The following is a 15,937-nucleotide window of genomic DNA, read 5'->3' as shown; positions in this document are numbered from 1 at the left end:
AGCTATTGCGGCCCCTCCGATGCGAACTTCGGAATCAAAGGAGCTCTAGCAACTTATTGTTTCTAGTGCGGCTTTGAATTTGAAGTTCCTATAACGAACTCACGGCGAAACTGATAGGAACTTCAAATTCGCCGCACTAGCGGGTTCGCTTAAGCGTTGATCGTTACCGGAAGATTACCGCCATCAATTTGTCGGATCGAAGGCGCCGGTCCTGGCATGCCACGCCGCGCCGCGTTTTTCCGTGACCGAAATTCCGCCACCAGCTACTTCGCGGGCGGCCCGTTCTTGTTGCCCGAACGCCGGTTGGGCGTACGCGTTCCTAGAAAAATGAAGAGCCAACGGCGGCGACATCCAGATCCTGCACGTCCTGGAAAGGAGCCCTCACCTGTCGCTTCAAAACGAAGAGCGCTTCTCAGCCCGCCGCCCCCTTTCGGAGGGAGGTGAGGAAGCTTCCGCTCCTCAGCACGAGGATTTTAGTTCAGCGGCAGCCAGACGATCTCGCCGTCGCGATCGCAGGTGTTGCAATGCGCCGGCCGGGCGAAGGTGTTGGCCAGTTCCCATTCCTGCTTCTCGTTGCTCCACTGCGCGGTCGCGACGCAGGTGATGTCGTCGGAACGGCAATGACTGCAAAGCGGCGTCGATCGCGAGGACAGCGTCGCATGACGCCGCGTTTCATCCGCGCGCTCCTGCAACTGATCCTGCGCCTGTTCCTGTTTCGCATGGAACGGATTGGAAAGCAGATAGTGTGTCATGTTCGAAAACATCCCGGCATTACCCCGCCGATGAATCTAGCTTAACCAAGGCGTAGTGTGCAGAAGAAGTTCCGATGACGCTTCAAATGCTGTGGACTGTGATGGTTCCGCAACGCGAATGCGCGCTTCATCGGCTCATCGGCCGCGCAAAAATGCGGAAAGCTCCGTGTTGAGGTGATCGAACAGGCGTTTGATGCGCGTTGTGGAACGCATGTCCTCGTGCATCACCACCCACATGTCGAGTTCGAAGCGAATCACTTTCGCAAGCACCGGCACCGGCTCCGGATGATTACGGGCGATGCCGTGCTGGCAGCCGCCGATGCCGACGCCGCATTTGAGCGCGGCGAATTGCGCCAGGTCGTTGTCGCTGCGAAAGAAGAACATCTCCCGCGCCGGCAACTCGTCCTAAAGTCTAGCGGCGCGCCAACGACGTTTGCGGAACGGAGAACGCACGTTGATCGTTGCCTCAGCTAGTGCTCCGATTCCGAAGTTCGTATCATATTGCGGCTCCACGCTTACGAACTTCGGAATCAAAGGAGCACTAGCCAATTATATGATTCTAGTGCGGTTTAGAATTTGAAGTTCCTATGATGAGGTTACCGCGAAACTGATAGGAACTTCAAATTCACCGCACTAGCGCTTTGGCGTTTTGGCCGGGCGGGATTAAAATGGGGAGGCGAAGATGTTGCGAAAGTGGCGCGCCGAGTCAGTCCTTGATCTCTACAATCTGTTGCTGGCGATGATCCTTTTTGGAGCGCCGGCTTTTCTTGCCCATGCAGGCCGTGCGGCCGAGCTCGATCTCGGCCTCACGGCTGCCGCGATCATCATTCTTTCGATCGCGGCCATGATTGCTTTCTCGGTGTGGGAGGAATGGGTCAATATGGCGCTGGGCGTCTGGCTCGTCGTCTCGCCCTGGATTCTGGGCTTTGCCCATACCCGCGCGATGCATTTTGCCATTGGCATCGGGATTGCGATCACCTTTATCGCAGCCCTTGATCTGTGGTTGCGCTACGAAGCCGCCGAACGGGACGCGATTTCATCTGCGGAAGCGCAGAAGCGCTGACTGTCACATCCTGCTTTGAGGCTTGGCAGGCGCAAAGAACCCCGCCGGATCGCTCCGGCGGGGTTCTTCTCCAACTGTATCCTGCGCGCCCCGCGACGACGGGGTTTATTTCAGCGAGCTGTTGATCGAGCTGAAGTTGGTGTTCAGGTTCGAGCCGAGGCCGTTCACCACTGCGATAATCGCAAGGGCAATACCAGCCGCGATCAGACCGTATTCAATCGCGGTCGCGCCCGACTGATCCGAAAAAAACTTCGACAAAATGCGCTGCAACTCCGCCTCCGTGATGGGAATTTACGCGCCTGTTCTGGCGCGGCCGCAATCTACGGCCGGCGCTCTAAGGTTGCGTAAACAAGTACACACAGTATTTTAACGAAAATTGTGTTTCTCGCGCGCTTTCGCGCAAAACGCGCAAGCGATGCACAGCAAGCGTGCATGTCCGACGGCCGCGCGATACCCCGCGGGCTTGCCCCGCCCGAAGCCCGTGAAAGCCAGCCGGTCTATCTGAAGGAGATTACTGGGTCGCGACCTGGACGGCCGGCTGCGAGTGGAAAATGCCAGCGCCGGATACCTGGGAGGCAATCAAAAAGGCCGCAACCACGGCCGGCACACTGATAAGTCTCAGGAATTGGTCCACGGAAATCATGTTCGACGTCCCCCAAAGATTAGACCCGACCCCGCCGGACGTGCCCACGCCCGACGAAACTCAGAACCGAACTGCCATCACCGGGTTTTCCCGGCTTGTCAGGATCTGATCGGAGATCACCGCTCCGGAGATCGTCAGCAGTGCCAGGATGGTTATGACCGTAATGGTTTGCATTTGGTTAACGTTGCGTCGGATTGTGGCCGAAAGCGTCAGAGTTTGGTCCGTTTTCAGGACGATGCCGGGAAACAATCGTGGCCGGCCTGATGACTGCGAAATCGTCTACGACCCGAGTGCAGCCTCAATGCCCGCCGCGGGCGGCAAAGATCTGCGAGATGCCGATCACGATTTCGACCGCAATCAAAAGCGCGACGATGATCTCGAGCCGCAGCGAACGGCGGGTGTCGATGATGTCGGCGAGCGTATCGGCGGTCTCGGCGACCACCGCGAGCTTGCGGTTGAGCGTCTCGACCCGCGCGGTCAGTTCGTATTCGTCTTCCAGCCGCGCATAAAGCCGCTCGAGGTCCACCCGGTCCCAGAGCACATCGGGCTTGTCGGCGATCGCGACGCGGCCGGAGACGTTGTGCTGCACCAGGAGCGCCTCGCCGATCAGCTTCAGGATGCTGCGGCGATTGCGGAAAAACCTCCCGGCAAACGCGAGCTCCCGCACAAAGGGTTCGATGGTCTCGAACACCTTTGCGACCTCGCGTTCGTCATGGGCGAGCACGACGCTCTTCGCCAGCACATCGGAGACCACGAGCAACCGCGCCATCGACATGTCGCGGACGTGAATGGGGCCGCCTGAAGCCACCTGATCGTCGCTCTCGCCCAGGAGTTCGACGGTCGCGGCCTCTTCCTCCGGCGGCGTCAACCGACCTCCGATCCGCGGCAACAGCCGTTCGAGGAAGCCGGCTTCCTCCTCCGCACTCATGTTGAAGAACACCGCGACCCCGTAACGAAACACGACTGCAATGCCGTCCTGACCCGTGCGCAGCGCCAGCGGCACCCCCGAGAGCGCGTCCTTTTCGAAGCCGGCTGTGTTGATGCGGTCTCCAACATTGAGCGCGTGCGCGGTGACGCGACTAAGCTGTGGCTCGCTGCGGAAGGCGTAGTTTTTCATGTTCGCAAAGAGGCCTCAAACAATCGCGTCCAACGGAATTCGAAATGAGATCGCGAAAGAGAGATCGCGCAAGAGGAAGAACGCGACAGTCTGGTTGACCTATTGCGCGCGTCAGCCGCGCGGTGCGATGCGCAATTCAACCAGCGCAATGCGTTCCAGCGCACCGGCGTCGCGTTCGCCGCGGCCGGCGCTGTGCAGGATCGATTCGGCCAGATAATGGACCTGGGTTGCGGAAACCGGTTCAGGCAAGCTTTTGACCGAAGATTCCAGCGCTGCCGACATGATCTCGATCACCTCGGGAGAATACATCACGGCTGAAGGTCCAACGCCTTTTGCCACCAAAGTCATGTCAGTGCCCCTTTTCGGCATCGTCGGTGGCATTACGCAAACCCCTTATCTGATAAGCCGCGCGGCAAGGGGGTAGTTCCGCGGTGTCGAATGGGGCGTTTTGGTTACGCGGTAACACAAGTGGTGTCGCCTCCGGCGCGATCACCTCCGCCAAGGTCTTAAGACTGTGCCAGCGCCGCAACAGCGGCGCGCTGTCACGCAAGCATCGTGATTTTCGACTCCATTCCTTCATCGGTAGCGGATATGTTTGACAACATCCGGGGCTGGACTAATTTCATCCCGATCCATTATTTCTGCCCGGCGGGCCGCTGGCGCATAGGCCAGCGGCCTTTTCGTTTCCTCCATCTCGATTCCTCAAATCGCAATTCAACGAAGCGGCGCGTGTTGCGGCCGACTCTTGCTTGCAAAACCGTAAATCAGCGCCAGCCGATCGAGGCATTCCTGAAAGCGCCTGGCGAAATAGTCCTTCCAGCGCTGGCCGCGCAGTCCGCGCCGCTGACCGACCTGTTCCATGGTGAGCCCGAGCACCAGCACCTCGTGCACCAGCACGATGCCGTCCGCGCCGAGCTCGCGTTCGAGGCGATTGAGCCGCAGCACCGCCCTGCGCTGCCGCTCGGTGATCGGCTCGCGCGCGCTTCCGCCATCGACGTATTCGCGCGTCGGATCGACCGCGCGCGGACCGCGCTCGGCCTTCTCCCAGTCGTCCTGAAACGCGCGCCCGGCGCGATACTGCGCCTCGTCGATGTGACGGTGGCTGTGCAGCCTGCCCAGGGGATCGTTGCGGATCGAACGCAGTGCGACGATCTTCTCGCCGGGCTCAAGCGCCAGCGGATCGTCGATCTCGACCGCCGCGACCTCCGCATTCAGCGGCAGATCCCGTGCCCGGCGATCATGAGCGTGAGCAGAAATGCGTGGCTTGGAGCGTCTGGCGCGAGGCATCGTTTTCAAAACTCCTGTTGCGAACATCAATGGTCGAAGGCGTGAAAGACCTCGCTGCTTGCAAGCTTCACGCAGCCGTCAGGTCGTCTTTCGCGCGATCAGGGCCGCAAGTTCCGCACTGACCGGGATCGACTTGCTGTCTTTCGCAGCTCCGGGCGCGGTATCGGATCTCGCACACGACGTCTGATCTCCCTTCAAGGAAAGAGTCTGATGTGAGTGTGAGTGTGAGTGGTCGACGTTTGCTTGCGTTTTGCTTGGCTTTTGCAAAGCAATTGCTGGCGGCAATGACCTTCCCCGCGCCGAATTTTCGAGTTTCAATCGGGAGAGCGCCGAACCGAGCCCGCCCTTTTGCCCCGCGGTCGCGCGCTTTTCAGAGACGCGCATCACCCGTTCCAGCTCGGCATCGATCCGCTTGTGTTTCCAGCCGGAATGAAAGAACTGCTGCAGGACCGGGCGATAATTGCTCCAGGTCTTCAACGGCAATTTCGCGATCTTCGACAGCTGGCGGTCGTCATCGGGCAGTTCGCCCTTGCGCCAGTAATGCATCATCAGCAGCAGGTAAGCGCCATGCTGCGCCGTGGTCAGGTGACCGGTGTCGCCAAGATAGTCACCGACATAAAGCGGCATCCACGCCCGCTTCATCCCGCGCGGCCGCCATCGTTGGCCGTGCTTGATCTCTCCGGCTTGCGCGCGTTATCGCATACGCGGGCGCTTCCTTTTCCCTCCCCCTTGCGGGGAGGGTCGTCGCGAATGAAATGAGCGGCGGGGTGGGGGTACAACAAGAGGCCCCCCACCCTCGCCTCCGCTTCGCTTCGGCCTTCCCTCCCCACCACTCGCTCACGCTCGCAAGGGGAGGGATAAGAAAGAGATCGCTCACGCTCCTGCGGGGTGGGGTAAGAAAGCGAGCGCGCGTTCTTTGCCCGCTCCCAGCGCACGAGCGCGGCCAGATGCGCGATGCGAAGCCGCACCGGCAAAGGCCTTAGTCTCTCAAGCATGGGATCGGCGTTCGTCTTCACGCCGCCTCCACCAGCCGCAGCGGCGCCTTTGCCGGCGGACGCTTCTCGTCAACGTCCGGCAGGCTGGTCAGATGAAAATGCGACGGGCAGTAGCTCGAACCCTCGCGGCGGAGATGGCCGCAAAACGTGATCGGCTCGCCCTCGGCATCGCCGCCATAGGGATAGCGGCAATCGCCCGGCTCGAGATCAATCAGCGTGAGGTGTCTTGGCGCGATGGCGACGCAGCGAAGCTGAAGCACGGCCGCGCGTTCCAGCGCGGTGGGTTTGGGCGACTTGCACAGGTTGCGGGCGCGCTTTTCGGCCATTTTTCGCGCATCCGGCTTCCTCGGCGCGGCAAACACGCCGCCCGGGCCCGATCGTTCGGGCGTCGAAAGCCCCAGGCGGCGGGCGCGGCCGATCGCGGCATTGCGGGTATAGGCGGTGCCGAAGCGCTCGTTCAGCGCGCGGGCGATTTCCTTGAACGAAATCCCCTTCTCGACCAGTTCACGCAGCGCAAGCGAATGCGCATCCTCCCACGTGGATTGCATTGTCAATTTCCTGAAGTTTCACGTTGTGTTCTCACTATTTCTGATATTCCGAAGCAAGTCAAGCTTGATTTCGGATAATCGGAATTGCTATGGTCACTCATATTTGACGAGTCGGAGAGGACCGATGCTGGACGTCAAGATGATCGAACGGGGACTGGCAAAGCCGGGCAAGACCAAGGGCGGCCTCGCGGCGGCAATGGGCGTGCGGCCCGGCGCGGTGTCGGAAATCCTGGGCGAGATGCGCCTGATCAAGGCTTCCGAGCTTGCCCCAATCATCGACTATCTCGAACTCAACGCAGTTCCGATCATGGGACGGGTCGGCGCCGGCGCGTCGATCACGCCGGAATTCGAGCAGATGCCGCCCGAAGGCCTCGGCGAGGTCGAACTGCCGTTCCCGATCGCGGAAGAAACCATCGCCTTCGAGGTGGTCGGCGATTCCATGCTGCCGAAATACGAGAATGGCGACATCATCGTGGTTTATCGCGACCAGCGGCACCCTCTGTCGAGCTTCTATGGCGAGGAAGCGGCGGTGCGCCTGAAGACGGGCGAGCGTTACCTGAAGACGATCGAACGCGGCAAGACCGCGCATGTCGTCAACCTCACGAGTTTCAACGCCAAGCCGATCGCTGGCGTCAAGCTGGAATGGATCGGCGAAATCTGCGTGACGCTGCCGCGCGGCCAGATCGAACGGCTGCGGGCGCGGGCTGCCTCGCGGACGCGGAAGAAAGCCGCGGGGCATTCGGGACACGGTGGGCATAAGGATGGCAAGACGCCCAAATGAGGCACGTCGTTCCGGGGCGCTCGCGAGGGCGAACCCGGAACCTCGAGATTCCAGGTTCAATGCTGCGCATTGCCCCGGAATGACGCAATTTCTGATTTTCAGAAATTTTTCTTGCCAGACTTTCGAATCCCCGAAATAATGGAACCCACTCAGGCAGGGCTTTTCGAGGAGGCGTCACGCCGCCACATGCAGTATTTCGTCGTCATGATCGATTATGGAAGGCGCGGCCGCGAGGCCATCGTCGACCCTGAAATCACCCGCCGCGAGGTCGTCTCGCGCATCGCCTCGGGCGAATACGCCAACATCAGCTTCATCCACGAGATCGCCGAGCGATCGGTCGAGGACATCACCGAGGAGATCCTGGCCGAGGCCGCCCTGCCCGAGATCGCGGCCTCGGACACGGACCTTCAGGCGGCGTGCTTCGATCACGCGCACGATCTGCGCAAGCACGAGGCTGTGTGAGGGTTTATATCGCCTCCACCGCTGGGCTCTCACTGCCAAATCGTCCTCAATTGATCAATTGCTCGCGCGAGGCATTGGCCGCCCGTCATGAATAGCTTCAGCGCCATTGGGCCGTCGCGGCGGCCATGTTGCCGCGGTCGCCGAAGCAGGCAAGCCCGAAGAAGCAACTAAACATTTCTTTAGCCGCGCTCGCATAGACCTGCGACGGCGATTCGATCAAGCTTCGACGGCCCGCGCTTCCGCGGCACATATTCCAGCTATTCGATACCGGACGCGAAAGGATATTTGGATGATGCTGATCAGAGGCGCCGCTTCTATCGGGATTGCGCTGATCCTCACGGCAGCTCCGGCGATGGCGGGACTCGTCGGTCCGCAACGGATCGAGCCTGGCCCGGATATCCAGCAGGTCCAGTATGGCGGCGACGCCATTGCGGGCGCGATCATTGGAGGCGCGGTCGCCGGCATCGTCGGCGGCGCGCTGGGCGGCAATTGTTATTACAACGACTGCGATGATGACGGGGGTTACGGCGACGGCTTCTATGGTGGCCCCGGTTATTATGGTGGCCCTGCCTATTATGGTGGTGGTCCTGCCTATTATGGCGGCGGGTTTTATCGCGGCGGGCGCGGCTTTCACGGCGGCGGCTTTCACGGCGGGCACGGCTTTCACGGCGGACACGGCTTTCACGGCGGGGGCATGGCGCGAGGCGGCGGCCACGCGGGCGGCGGCCATGCGGGTGGCGGCCATGGGGGCAGGAGATAACGGCGCCTGTCTCGTTCAAAGCGAGACCAATCATTCCTTATAGGTTGCGATCTTGAAACAAGGTTCGCCGGCAACAATCCATCCTGGGAGCATCAGATGAGAAAGACGAAACTGTCAGCGCTGATCGTGGCGGTCACCCTGCTCGGCGGGACCTCCTGGCAGGCGCAAGCCACCGACAGCGGTCATCACGGCGCGCTGTTCCAGCGGCTCTGCGCCAAGGAGAATAATGAGGCACGCCATCACAAGATCGGCGAACGGCTGGCCGCCAAGCTGAAGCTGACCTCCGCGCAACAGGCCGCCTACGACGATTTTCAGCAAACGCGGGTAAAGTCGATCGACGACACAAAATCGAAGCTTTGCACCAAGGAGCCCGACCTGTCGTCTTACGAGGACCGGCTGAATTTCCGCCAGAGCTTCCTCGAGGCGCGGCTGGATGCCATGAAGGCGGAAAACCCGAAGCTGATCGCCTTCTACAACAGCCTTGATGACAAGCAGAAGCGCAAGTTTGATGACTTCCGGAAGAGCATGCGGAAGTAGTTGCCGTTCGGCGCCTGAATGATGGGGAAAGGTCCGCCCTGAAGGCGGACCTTTTTGTATCAATGCAGCAAATCGTTCCGTCCGCCTACTCGCGCGAAATAAAGAGCTTCAGCGACATCGAGGCCAGCGCCGCCGCGACCAGGACGGCGGCAACCGCCAGCAGGCCGACGACATAGGAGCCGGAATACTGCTTCAGCCAGCCCATCATCGTGGGGCCGAAAGAGCCGCCGGTGGTGGCGACCGAGTTGATGAAGGCAAGCCCGCCGGCGGCGGCGACACCGGTGAGGAAGCGCGTCGGGATGGTCCAGAAGATAGCGCGCGCCGCGGTGACGCCGACCAGCGCCAGGCTGAAGCCGATGACGGCCGAAACAAGCGAGTTGGAAAGGATCGGCAGCAACAGGCCCACGCCGGCCAGCAGGCAGGTGACGGCGAGATTGACGATGCGCCTGCCCTTGCGGTCGACATAGTGCGCCCACAGGATCATGCCGACGGTGGCGAAGAGATAGGGGATCGCCGCGACCCAGCCGATCGCCATGTTGGAGAGGTGGTACTCCCTCAGCATCAGGGGCATCCAGATGCCGATGCCGTAGGAGCCGAGCGTAAAGCCGAACTGGACCGCGGTGCAGATCAAGACGCGCGGATCCTTCAGCGCCGCGAGCAGCGAGGAATGCGGCCGTTCCCGCACCTCTGATGCCAGCACGCCGTCGAGCGCGTCGCGCTCCTCGCGCGTCAGCCAGGATGCGGTCTGCGGCCGGTCGGCAAGAAATTTCAGCGTGAGCAGGCCGAGTGGCAGGCAAGGCAGGCTCACCAGCAGAAACATCCATTGCCAGCCGGCCAGGCCCCAGATGCCGTTCATCCGAAGCAGTTCGGTGCAAACGGGCGTACCGATCAGCGACGACAAGGGAATGCCGACCAGAAACCAGGCCAGCATCCGCGTGCGGTACTGCGCCGGAAACCATGCGGCAAGAAAGAACGTCACGCCGGGAAAGAAGCCGGCTTCCATGATGCCGAGCAGAAGCCGCACGCCGTAAAAGCTGTGTGGCCCGACCACGAAGGCGGTCGCCGCCGACACGATGCCCCAACTGACCATGATGCGGGCGATCCAGCGCCGCGCGCCAACCTTGTAAAGCAAAAGGTTGCTCGGGATCTCGAACGTCGAATAGCCGAGAAAGAACACGCCGCCGGCCAGCCCGAACTGGAATGGCGTCAACCCCAATTGCTGATTCATGGTCAGCCCCGCTACGCCGAGACTGGTGCGGTCGAGATAATTGAAGAGGTAGGCGACGGTCAAAAGCGGCACGAACCGCAGCGCCGCCTTGTGCACCGCGCGTTGCATCGCGGCATCGGCCGCGCCCGCGCTTGCGCTGGAATCGGAAAGACCACCCGGGACGCCCCCGCCCATCACCGTCATCCCGCTTTGTCCTTCCCCGTTTTGGCTTTTGTTCTTTGTTGGTTACGGACTTGCCTTAGCAGAATGCTCCCTCCGCCTGAAAGGGGGAGGGTTCGGACCTTCGATCCCTCCCCCGCGAAGCGTGGGGAGGGTGGCCGTCGCGAAGCGACGGTCGGGTGGGGGCGTGCCCGACGAGGTGAGATTGCTATATTTGATTTTGAGAACCCCCACCCCGGCTCGCCGTCGCTCGCCGACCCTCCCCGCAAGGGGGAGGGAAAAGAATCCCGCTCGTCTATCCCCCAAACGCATCGCGGGCGACCCTCCGGCCGCCCGCGACGTATGATTGATTTCGGCGACTGACTTAAGCGTTCAAGGAGCGAGCCGGCTCCTCGAAATTGCACTCCCGGAAGTGAAACGCGATCTCATCCAGCGCACGCTGCTCCCAGATTTCGGCCTCCGCAAGCCAGAACGTCTTACGCTCGGAATCATGTAACGCACGCTCACGGCAAAAATGCTCCTGGCGGCGAATTTCAACGAGCTTGTTCATGAACTCCACTCCTCTGTGAAGCCAAGTAACGGAGCAAACCTAGCAGATTTCATGGCAGGCGTCTGTTTCCTTTTGTCGCTGCCGGCGGACATCAACATTCTTTTACAACGCGTGCAGTGCGATGCAGCACGACACTCAAGAACTCTGCACGCTTGACCAGAATCTCGCGCATCTGCGCGCAAAACCGCCTTGCAAAGGCGACTTGTCCGAGGATGACGTGAAGGCGACCGCTATTGTCTGGCATACCAACATCGCTAAGGTGTGACGGTCTTGATCGAGAAGTCCCGAAGAGCGGACCGGGACGGGGAGAAAACTTCATGCGCCACAAGGAGGGTCAATCGGGCGAAGGCAAAAGGCGCATGCTGATGCGCGGTTGCGCCTGCGGATGCGGCGACACGTTGTCGCTGACGTCACGGGCTTTAAGCCGGCGCCGATTCGTGGCGGGCGCTGCTGCGCTGGCGGCAACCGGCGTGGGCGGCTCGCGAGCCTTCGCGCAGGCGGCGAACGAAAAGCCATATCGTGTCGACGTTCACCATCATCTGTCGCCGCCGAGCTATATCCAGGCCATCGTCGAAGATCATCTCGGCAGCCCTCCGCAAATCAAGTGGACGCCGGAAAAGTCGCTCGCCGACATGGATGCGGCCGGCATCCAGGTCTCCATGCTCTCGGTGACGCAGCCCGGCGTGAACTTCACCTCCGGCGACACCGCCCGCAAGCTTTGCCGCGAGAGCAACGAATATGCCGCGAAGCTGATATCAGATCATCCCGGCCGCTTCGGCTCGTTCGCGATGATCCCGCTCACCGACACCGAAGGGTCTCTAAAGGAAATCGAATACGCGCTCGACACGCTCAAGGCCGACGGCATCGGGCTGCTCACCAGCTATCACGACAAATGGCTCGGCCATCCGTCGTTCTTAGCCGTGATGGAGGAGCTCAACCGGCGCAAATGCGTCGTCTATACCCATCCGACGACCGCGGATTGTTGCGTCAACCTCTTGACGACCGAGCCGCCGACGCTGGTCGAATGGGGCACCGACACCACGCGCACCATCGGCGATATCGTGTTCTCCGGCAATGCCTCGCGGTTCCGCGACATCAAGTGGATCTTCTCGCACGCCGGCGGCACCATGCCGTTTTTGATCGAGCGCTTCATCGGCCAGCCGAAGATCGACGCCAAATTCAAGCCGGCAGTGCCCGATGGCGCGCTGGCCGAACTGACGCGTTTCTATTACGACACCGCGCAAACCGCGAACAAGGCGTCGATGTCGGCACTGACCGCCATCATCCCGCCCTCGCAAATCGTGCTCGGCACCGATTTCCCCTACCGCACCGGCATCGACCACGTGAAGGGCTTGCGAAGCTGCGGCCTGTTCTCCGATGCGCAATTGATGGGCATCGAACGCGGCAACGCGGTGAAGCTGCTGCCGCGGCTGAGCACGTGAGGTTTTTGGAGGCGCGCGAGAGCAGCGGGCGGGAGGTTTTTCCGGCTGTCGTCCCCGCGCGTTCGAAAGCAGGGACGACATAGCTGTTGTGGCGTATAGCTACTTCCCCGAGCCATCCACGGCCCAGCGGCCGGGCCCGGCGAAGAAATAGATCAGGAAGACGAAGCAATAGAGAATGGCCGCATCGCCGCCATTGAGCATCGGGAAGAAGCCCTTTGCCGCATGCACCTTGAAATAGGCGACCGCCATGTCGCCGGCGAGAATGAAGGCAACCGGGCGCGTCAAAAAGCCGATTGCAAACAGCACGCCGCCAACAATCTCGATGATGCCCTGAATCCCGATCAGCGAGCCAATCGCGGGTTGAACCGGCCCGTGCGGAAAGTCGAGCAGCTTTGAGAGCCCGTGTTCGAGAAACAACAGCCCGATGACGATGCGGGCGATGCTGAGCATCTCGGGCGTATACTTGCTTAAGCGATCAAGTGACGACATCGATCAAACTCCCCAAGCTGGATTTCGAATGTTGGAAAGGCACCCCACCCCATGGCCGGCTACCATAGCCCGCGCGGCAGGCCGTGGGAAACGCCTTCGCGCTGCACCCAAGTGTCTGATTCACAACATCTTGCTTCGAACGTCACCCCGTTGCGGCGCAAGCAAGGCCGTTACGCACGCCGGCCGAAGCGACGGAAACCGCACCTGGTCCGCCCTCGAAGATTGCTATCGGGTCCGACAGTCCCTATATGCTCACAAGTGCTCGCTTTCCGAAGTTCATGTACGACCGTTTCTGGTGCAGAAATTTCAAACAGGCCGCACTAGAGCTCCGATTCCGAAGTTCGCCAGCTAACGGGGCAACCTCTGATGCGAACTTCGGAATCAAAGGAGCTCTAGCAAGACTATGATTCTAGTGCGGCTTTTGAATTTGAAGTTCCTATGACGAACTTGCGGCGAAACTGATAGGAACTTCAAATTCGCCGCACTAGGGCCCACTTTCCGAAGTTCGTGTTACACTTCAGCGCGCACCTTTCACGAACTTCGGAAAGTTATGGGCACTAGCAAATCGATAACAATTCTAGCGCCGCTTTTCCATTTGAAGTTCCTGAACGGAGTTTGCTTCTGGTGGTGAGGAACTTCAAATGGGCGGCGCTAGTCTGGCTCTCGGTGCTGCTCTCTGTCATCGTCGCTTATCCGCTGCTGTTCTCAACGCCATTCCAACAGCGGCTCGGTGCGCTGGTGTTGCTCTATGCGATTGCCGCCTCGGCCTGGAACGTCGTCGGTGGTTACGCCGGCCAGGTTTCGGTCGGTCACGTCGTTTTCTTCGGCTGCGGCGCCTACGCCGCCATGGGCGCATATGCGCATTTCGGATGGTCGCCGCTATTGGGCATCCCGATCGGCATCTTGGCGAGCGCCGGGATAGCGGCCATCATCGGTGTGCCGACACTACGGCTGTCCGGGCACTATTTCAGCATGGCAACGATTGCGGTCGCCGAGCTTTTCAGGCTGATCGTCACCAACACGCCGTATCTCGGGGCGGGAATCGGCCTGAGCGGGCCCACGGTGCCGCGGAACGTGTTCGATCTCTCGTTCATTTCGGCGCTGCCGTATTACTACCTGTTCCTCGCGATGCTCTCGGCAACGCTGGCGATCACCTGGTGGATGAACAACAGCCGGATGGGATTTTATTTGCGCGCCATCCGCGATTCCGAACGTGCGGCCCGTTCGCTCGGCGCGCCCGCCACCCGCACCAAGCTTTATGCCTTCATGCTGAGCGCCGGCCTCACCAGCGTCGCCGGCGCGCTCTATGCGATGATGTTCGGTTTCGTCGATCCTGAATCCGGCCTCGGCCTTCTGATCTCGGTGAAGATCCTGATCATGGCGGCGCTTGGCGGCGCCGGTCTGTTGTTCGGACCGCTGGTGGGCGCTGCGATCCTCGTGCCGCTGGAAGAGATTTCCAACAGCGTGTTGGGCGGCAAAGGCGCCGGCCTGACCTTTGTCGTGTACGGTGCGATCATCGTTCTGATCGCACGCTTCCAGCCCGGCGGCGTACTCGCGCTGGCGCAGCGGTACTGGTTGCGCTGGACCGCCGCGCGCAAGACGGCCGAGGCTGCCTCGAAAGGCGCCGCCCATGCTCCTTGAGGCGCGCGAGATCACCAAGACGTTCGGCAGCTTCAAGGCCGTCGACAACGCCTCGGTCACGGTGGGCGAGGGGGACATTCTCGGCCTGATCGGACCGAACGGCGCCGGCAAATCCACCTTCTTCAACTGCCTCACGGGCGATCTCGTCTCGACCTCGGGAAAGGTACTGTTCGACGGTCACGACATCACTTCGCTGGCGCCCGAAGCCCGTGCGCGGCTCGGACTGGCGCGCACCTTTCAAGTGCCGCAAACCTTCGAAGGCATGTCGGTCCTTGAGAACGTCATGATCGGTGCGTTTCTTCGAACTTCCCGCGCGTCGGAGGCCGAAGCACGCGCGCGAGGGGTGCTGGAACGCGTCGGCATGGGCCAGTTGGCGGCGACGCCGGCGCGATCGCTGGGAACGCCGGGCCGCAAGCGGCTCGAAATCGCCCGCGCGCTTGCGACCGAACCCAAGGTGCTCTTGCTGGACGAGGCGATGGCCGGGCTGACGCAGCGCGAGGTGCAGTTGGCGATTGATCTGGTGCGCGACATCCACAGTTCTGGCGTCACGCTCGTGATCGTCGAGCACATCATGGAAGTGATCATGTCGCTGGCGACGCGGGTCCTGGTGTTTCACCAGGGCCGTGAGATCGCACGCGGCAGCCCGCGCGAGGTCACCTCCAACCCCACCGTGATCGAGGCCTATCTCGGCAAGCGCGCTGCCAAGGCAGCTGCATCTCATACGCCTATTGAGCTCATGGGCGGGCCAACACCATGACGGCTCCCTTGCTGCGGATCGAGCATTTGGAAGTTCGCTATGGCGATCTGATCGGTGTTTCCGACGTTTCGCTCGATGTGCCGGAGGGCAGTGTGGTCGCACTGCTCGGATCGAACGGAGGCGGCAAGACGACCGTTCTCAATGCCATCGCCGGCCTGATCCCACTGCATGCCGGCTCGATCGAATTTCGCGGGCAGCCGATCGGCAGACGGAGCGCCTTTTCGATCGTGCGCGACGGGCTCGCGTTGTCGCCGGAAGGGTGGCGTCTGTTCGTCCAGCAAAGCGTCGAGAAGAATCTGAAGCTCGGAGCTACCCCGTTGCATGACAAGCGGCGCGCCGCAACGCTGCTCGATCGGGTCTACGATATCTTTCCGAGGCTGGCAGAACGCCGCAACCAGCGTGCTGGCACCATGTCGGGCGGCGAGCGCCAGATGCTCGCGGTCGGACGCGCCTTGATGAGCGATCCAAAACTTCTGATGCTGGACGAGCCTTCGCTCGGCCTTGCGCCGGCGGTGGTAGAAGCCATGTACGACACTTTCGGCCGGCTGCATCGGGAAGGACTGACGATACTGCTGGCCGAGCAGTCGATCGAACTCGCCCTCGAAGTCTCCGACTTCGCGACCGTCCTTCAGGTCGGCAAGAGCGTGTTATCAGGCAAGGCTGCCGATCTCGCCAACGATCCGCAGGTGCAGAAGGCCTATCTCGGGATCGGCTAGCAACGCGCAT

Annotated in this window: 21 protein-coding genes; 9 read left to right on the top strand and 12 right to left on the bottom strand. The window is 61.2% G+C overall.

The genetic code is table 11. From position 1 onward, the window contains the following. Positions 1 to 473: 473 nt before the first annotated feature. Positions 474 to 752, bottom strand: a complete 279-nt coding sequence (locus tag M6D32_RS16185) for a hypothetical protein (RefSeq protein ID WP_298257945.1) — start codon at positions 750 to 752, stop codon at positions 474 to 476. Between the two features lie 135 nt (positions 753 to 887). Beyond that, the gene (locus M6D32_RS16180; protein WP_298257943.1) at positions 888 to 1,136 is read right to left on the bottom strand and encodes a hypothetical protein; all 249 of its coding nucleotides are present in this window, start codon (positions 1,134 to 1,136) and stop codon (positions 888 to 890) included. A gap of 298 nt (positions 1,137 to 1,434) precedes the next feature. Here M6D32_RS16180 and M6D32_RS16175 point away from each other — a divergent pair, with 298 nt between their 5' ends. Beyond that, positions 1,435 to 1,815, top strand: a complete 381-nt coding sequence (locus tag M6D32_RS16175) for an SPW repeat protein (protein ID WP_298257941.1) — start codon at positions 1,435 to 1,437, stop codon at positions 1,813 to 1,815. Between the two features lie 105 nt (positions 1,816 to 1,920). On the opposite strand, the gene M6D32_RS16170 is transcribed toward M6D32_RS16175, so the two are convergent. The 7 genes from M6D32_RS16170 to M6D32_RS16140 all read right to left on the bottom strand — a co-directional run bounded on the left by M6D32_RS16170 (position 1,921) and on the right by M6D32_RS16140 (position 6,405). Then, positions 1,921 to 2,085: a Flp family type IVb pilin gene (locus M6D32_RS16170; RefSeq protein WP_298257939.1), complete on the bottom strand. Its 165-nt coding sequence runs from the start codon at positions 2,083 to 2,085 to the stop codon at positions 1,921 to 1,923. Positions 2,086 to 2,518: 433 nt separating this feature from the next. Next, positions 2,519 to 2,707 carry a hypothetical protein gene (locus M6D32_RS16165; protein ID WP_298257937.1) on the bottom strand — a complete coding sequence of 63 codons (189 nt, stop codon included), beginning with the start codon at positions 2,705 to 2,707 and terminating at the stop codon, positions 2,519 to 2,521. Between the two features lie 49 nt (positions 2,708 to 2,756). Continuing rightward, positions 2,757 to 3,575 carry an RMD1 family protein gene (locus tag M6D32_RS16160; protein WP_298257935.1) on the bottom strand — a complete coding sequence of 273 codons (819 nt, stop codon included), beginning with the start codon at positions 3,573 to 3,575 and terminating at the stop codon, positions 2,757 to 2,759. A gap of 111 nt (positions 3,576 to 3,686) precedes the next feature. Next, entirely contained in the window at positions 3,687 to 3,923 is a 237-nt protein-coding gene (locus tag M6D32_RS16155) for a hypothetical protein (protein WP_298257933.1), read from the bottom strand. Between the two features lie 366 nt (positions 3,924 to 4,289). Continuing rightward, a complete protein-coding gene (locus tag M6D32_RS16150) occupies positions 4,290 to 4,862 on the bottom strand; it encodes a hypothetical protein (protein ID WP_298257931.1) in 573 nt (190 codons plus the stop codon). 78 nt (positions 4,863 to 4,940) lie between these two features. After that, positions 4,941 to 5,504: a DUF1376 domain-containing protein gene (locus tag M6D32_RS16145; RefSeq protein ID WP_298257929.1), complete on the bottom strand. Its 564-nt coding sequence runs from the start codon at positions 5,502 to 5,504 to the stop codon at positions 4,941 to 4,943. Positions 5,505 to 5,874: 370 nt separating this feature from the next. After that, positions 5,875 to 6,405: a GcrA family cell cycle regulator gene (locus M6D32_RS16140; protein ID WP_298257927.1), complete on the bottom strand. Its 531-nt coding sequence runs from the start codon at positions 6,403 to 6,405 to the stop codon at positions 5,875 to 5,877. Between the two features lie 124 nt (positions 6,406 to 6,529). Here M6D32_RS16140 and M6D32_RS16135 point away from each other — a divergent pair, with 124 nt between their 5' ends. The 4 genes from M6D32_RS16135 to M6D32_RS16120 all read left to right on the top strand — a co-directional run bounded on the left by M6D32_RS16135 (position 6,530) and on the right by M6D32_RS16120 (position 8,945). Next, positions 6,530 to 7,186 (top strand): S24 family peptidase, encoded by a 657-nt coding sequence (locus tag M6D32_RS16135; RefSeq protein WP_298257925.1) that lies wholly within the window; start codon positions 6,530 to 6,532, stop codon positions 7,184 to 7,186. Between the two features lie 186 nt (positions 7,187 to 7,372). After that, positions 7,373 to 7,648: a hypothetical protein gene (locus M6D32_RS16130; RefSeq protein WP_298257923.1), complete on the top strand. Its 276-nt coding sequence runs from the start codon at positions 7,373 to 7,375 to the stop codon at positions 7,646 to 7,648. Positions 7,649 to 7,937: 289 nt separating this feature from the next. Further along, positions 7,938 to 8,408: a hypothetical protein gene (locus M6D32_RS16125; protein WP_298257921.1), complete on the top strand. Its 471-nt coding sequence runs from the start codon at positions 7,938 to 7,940 to the stop codon at positions 8,406 to 8,408. Positions 8,409 to 8,504: 96 nt separating this feature from the next. Next, complete coding sequence (locus M6D32_RS16120; RefSeq protein WP_298257919.1) at positions 8,505 to 8,945, top strand: Spy/CpxP family protein refolding chaperone; 441 nt, start codon at positions 8,505 to 8,507, stop codon at positions 8,943 to 8,945. Positions 8,946 to 9,030: 85 nt separating this feature from the next. Here the strand turns inward: M6D32_RS16120 and M6D32_RS16115 are convergent, their stop codons facing one another. Together M6D32_RS16115 and M6D32_RS16110 are read right to left on the bottom strand one after the other, a co-directional pair. Next, positions 9,031 to 10,356, bottom strand: a complete 1,326-nt coding sequence (locus tag M6D32_RS16115; protein ID WP_298257917.1) for an MFS transporter — start codon at positions 10,354 to 10,356, stop codon at positions 9,031 to 9,033. A 340-nt stretch (positions 10,357 to 10,696) separates the two neighbouring features. Then, positions 10,697 to 10,882 (bottom strand): hypothetical protein, encoded by a 186-nt coding sequence (locus M6D32_RS16110; RefSeq protein ID WP_298257915.1) that lies wholly within the window; start codon positions 10,880 to 10,882, stop codon positions 10,697 to 10,699. Between the two features lie 317 nt (positions 10,883 to 11,199). Between M6D32_RS16110 and M6D32_RS16105 the strand changes: the two genes are divergently transcribed. After that, a complete protein-coding gene (locus M6D32_RS16105) occupies positions 11,200 to 12,324 on the top strand; it encodes an amidohydrolase family protein (RefSeq protein WP_298257913.1) in 1,125 nt (374 codons plus the stop codon). 99 nt (positions 12,325 to 12,423) lie between these two features. On the opposite strand, the gene M6D32_RS16100 is transcribed toward M6D32_RS16105, so the two are convergent. Then, positions 12,424 to 12,813: a DoxX family protein gene (locus M6D32_RS16100; protein WP_298257911.1), complete on the bottom strand. Its 390-nt coding sequence runs from the start codon at positions 12,811 to 12,813 to the stop codon at positions 12,424 to 12,426. A gap of 627 nt (positions 12,814 to 13,440) precedes the next feature. On the opposite strand from M6D32_RS16100, the gene M6D32_RS16095 reads away from it, so the two are divergent. The 3 genes from M6D32_RS16095 to M6D32_RS16085 are packed head-to-tail and all read left to right on the top strand — an operon-like array spanning position 13,441 to position 15,927. Further along, a complete protein-coding gene (locus M6D32_RS16095; protein ID WP_298257909.1) occupies positions 13,441 to 14,454 on the top strand; it encodes a branched-chain amino acid ABC transporter permease in 1,014 nt (337 codons plus the stop codon). Beyond that, positions 14,444 to 15,211 carry an ABC transporter ATP-binding protein gene (locus M6D32_RS16090; RefSeq protein WP_298257907.1) on the top strand — a complete coding sequence of 256 codons (768 nt, stop codon included), beginning with the start codon at positions 14,444 to 14,446 and terminating at the stop codon, positions 15,209 to 15,211. Before M6D32_RS16095 ends, M6D32_RS16090 begins: the two co-directional genes overlap by 11 nt. After that, positions 15,208 to 15,927 carry an ABC transporter ATP-binding protein gene (locus tag M6D32_RS16085; RefSeq protein ID WP_298257905.1) on the top strand — a complete coding sequence of 240 codons (720 nt, stop codon included), beginning with the start codon at positions 15,208 to 15,210 and terminating at the stop codon, positions 15,925 to 15,927. The genes M6D32_RS16090 and M6D32_RS16085 overlap by 4 nt, the downstream gene beginning before the upstream one ends. Positions 15,928 to 15,937: the final 10 nt, after the last annotated feature.

The organism is Bradyrhizobium sp. (assembly GCF_027307225.1).
GTDB lineage: Bacteria > Pseudomonadota > Alphaproteobacteria > Rhizobiales > Xanthobacteraceae > Bradyrhizobium.
The sequence above is the reverse complement of the archived record's forward strand: the minus strand, read 5'-3'. Positions and strand labels throughout refer to the sequence as shown.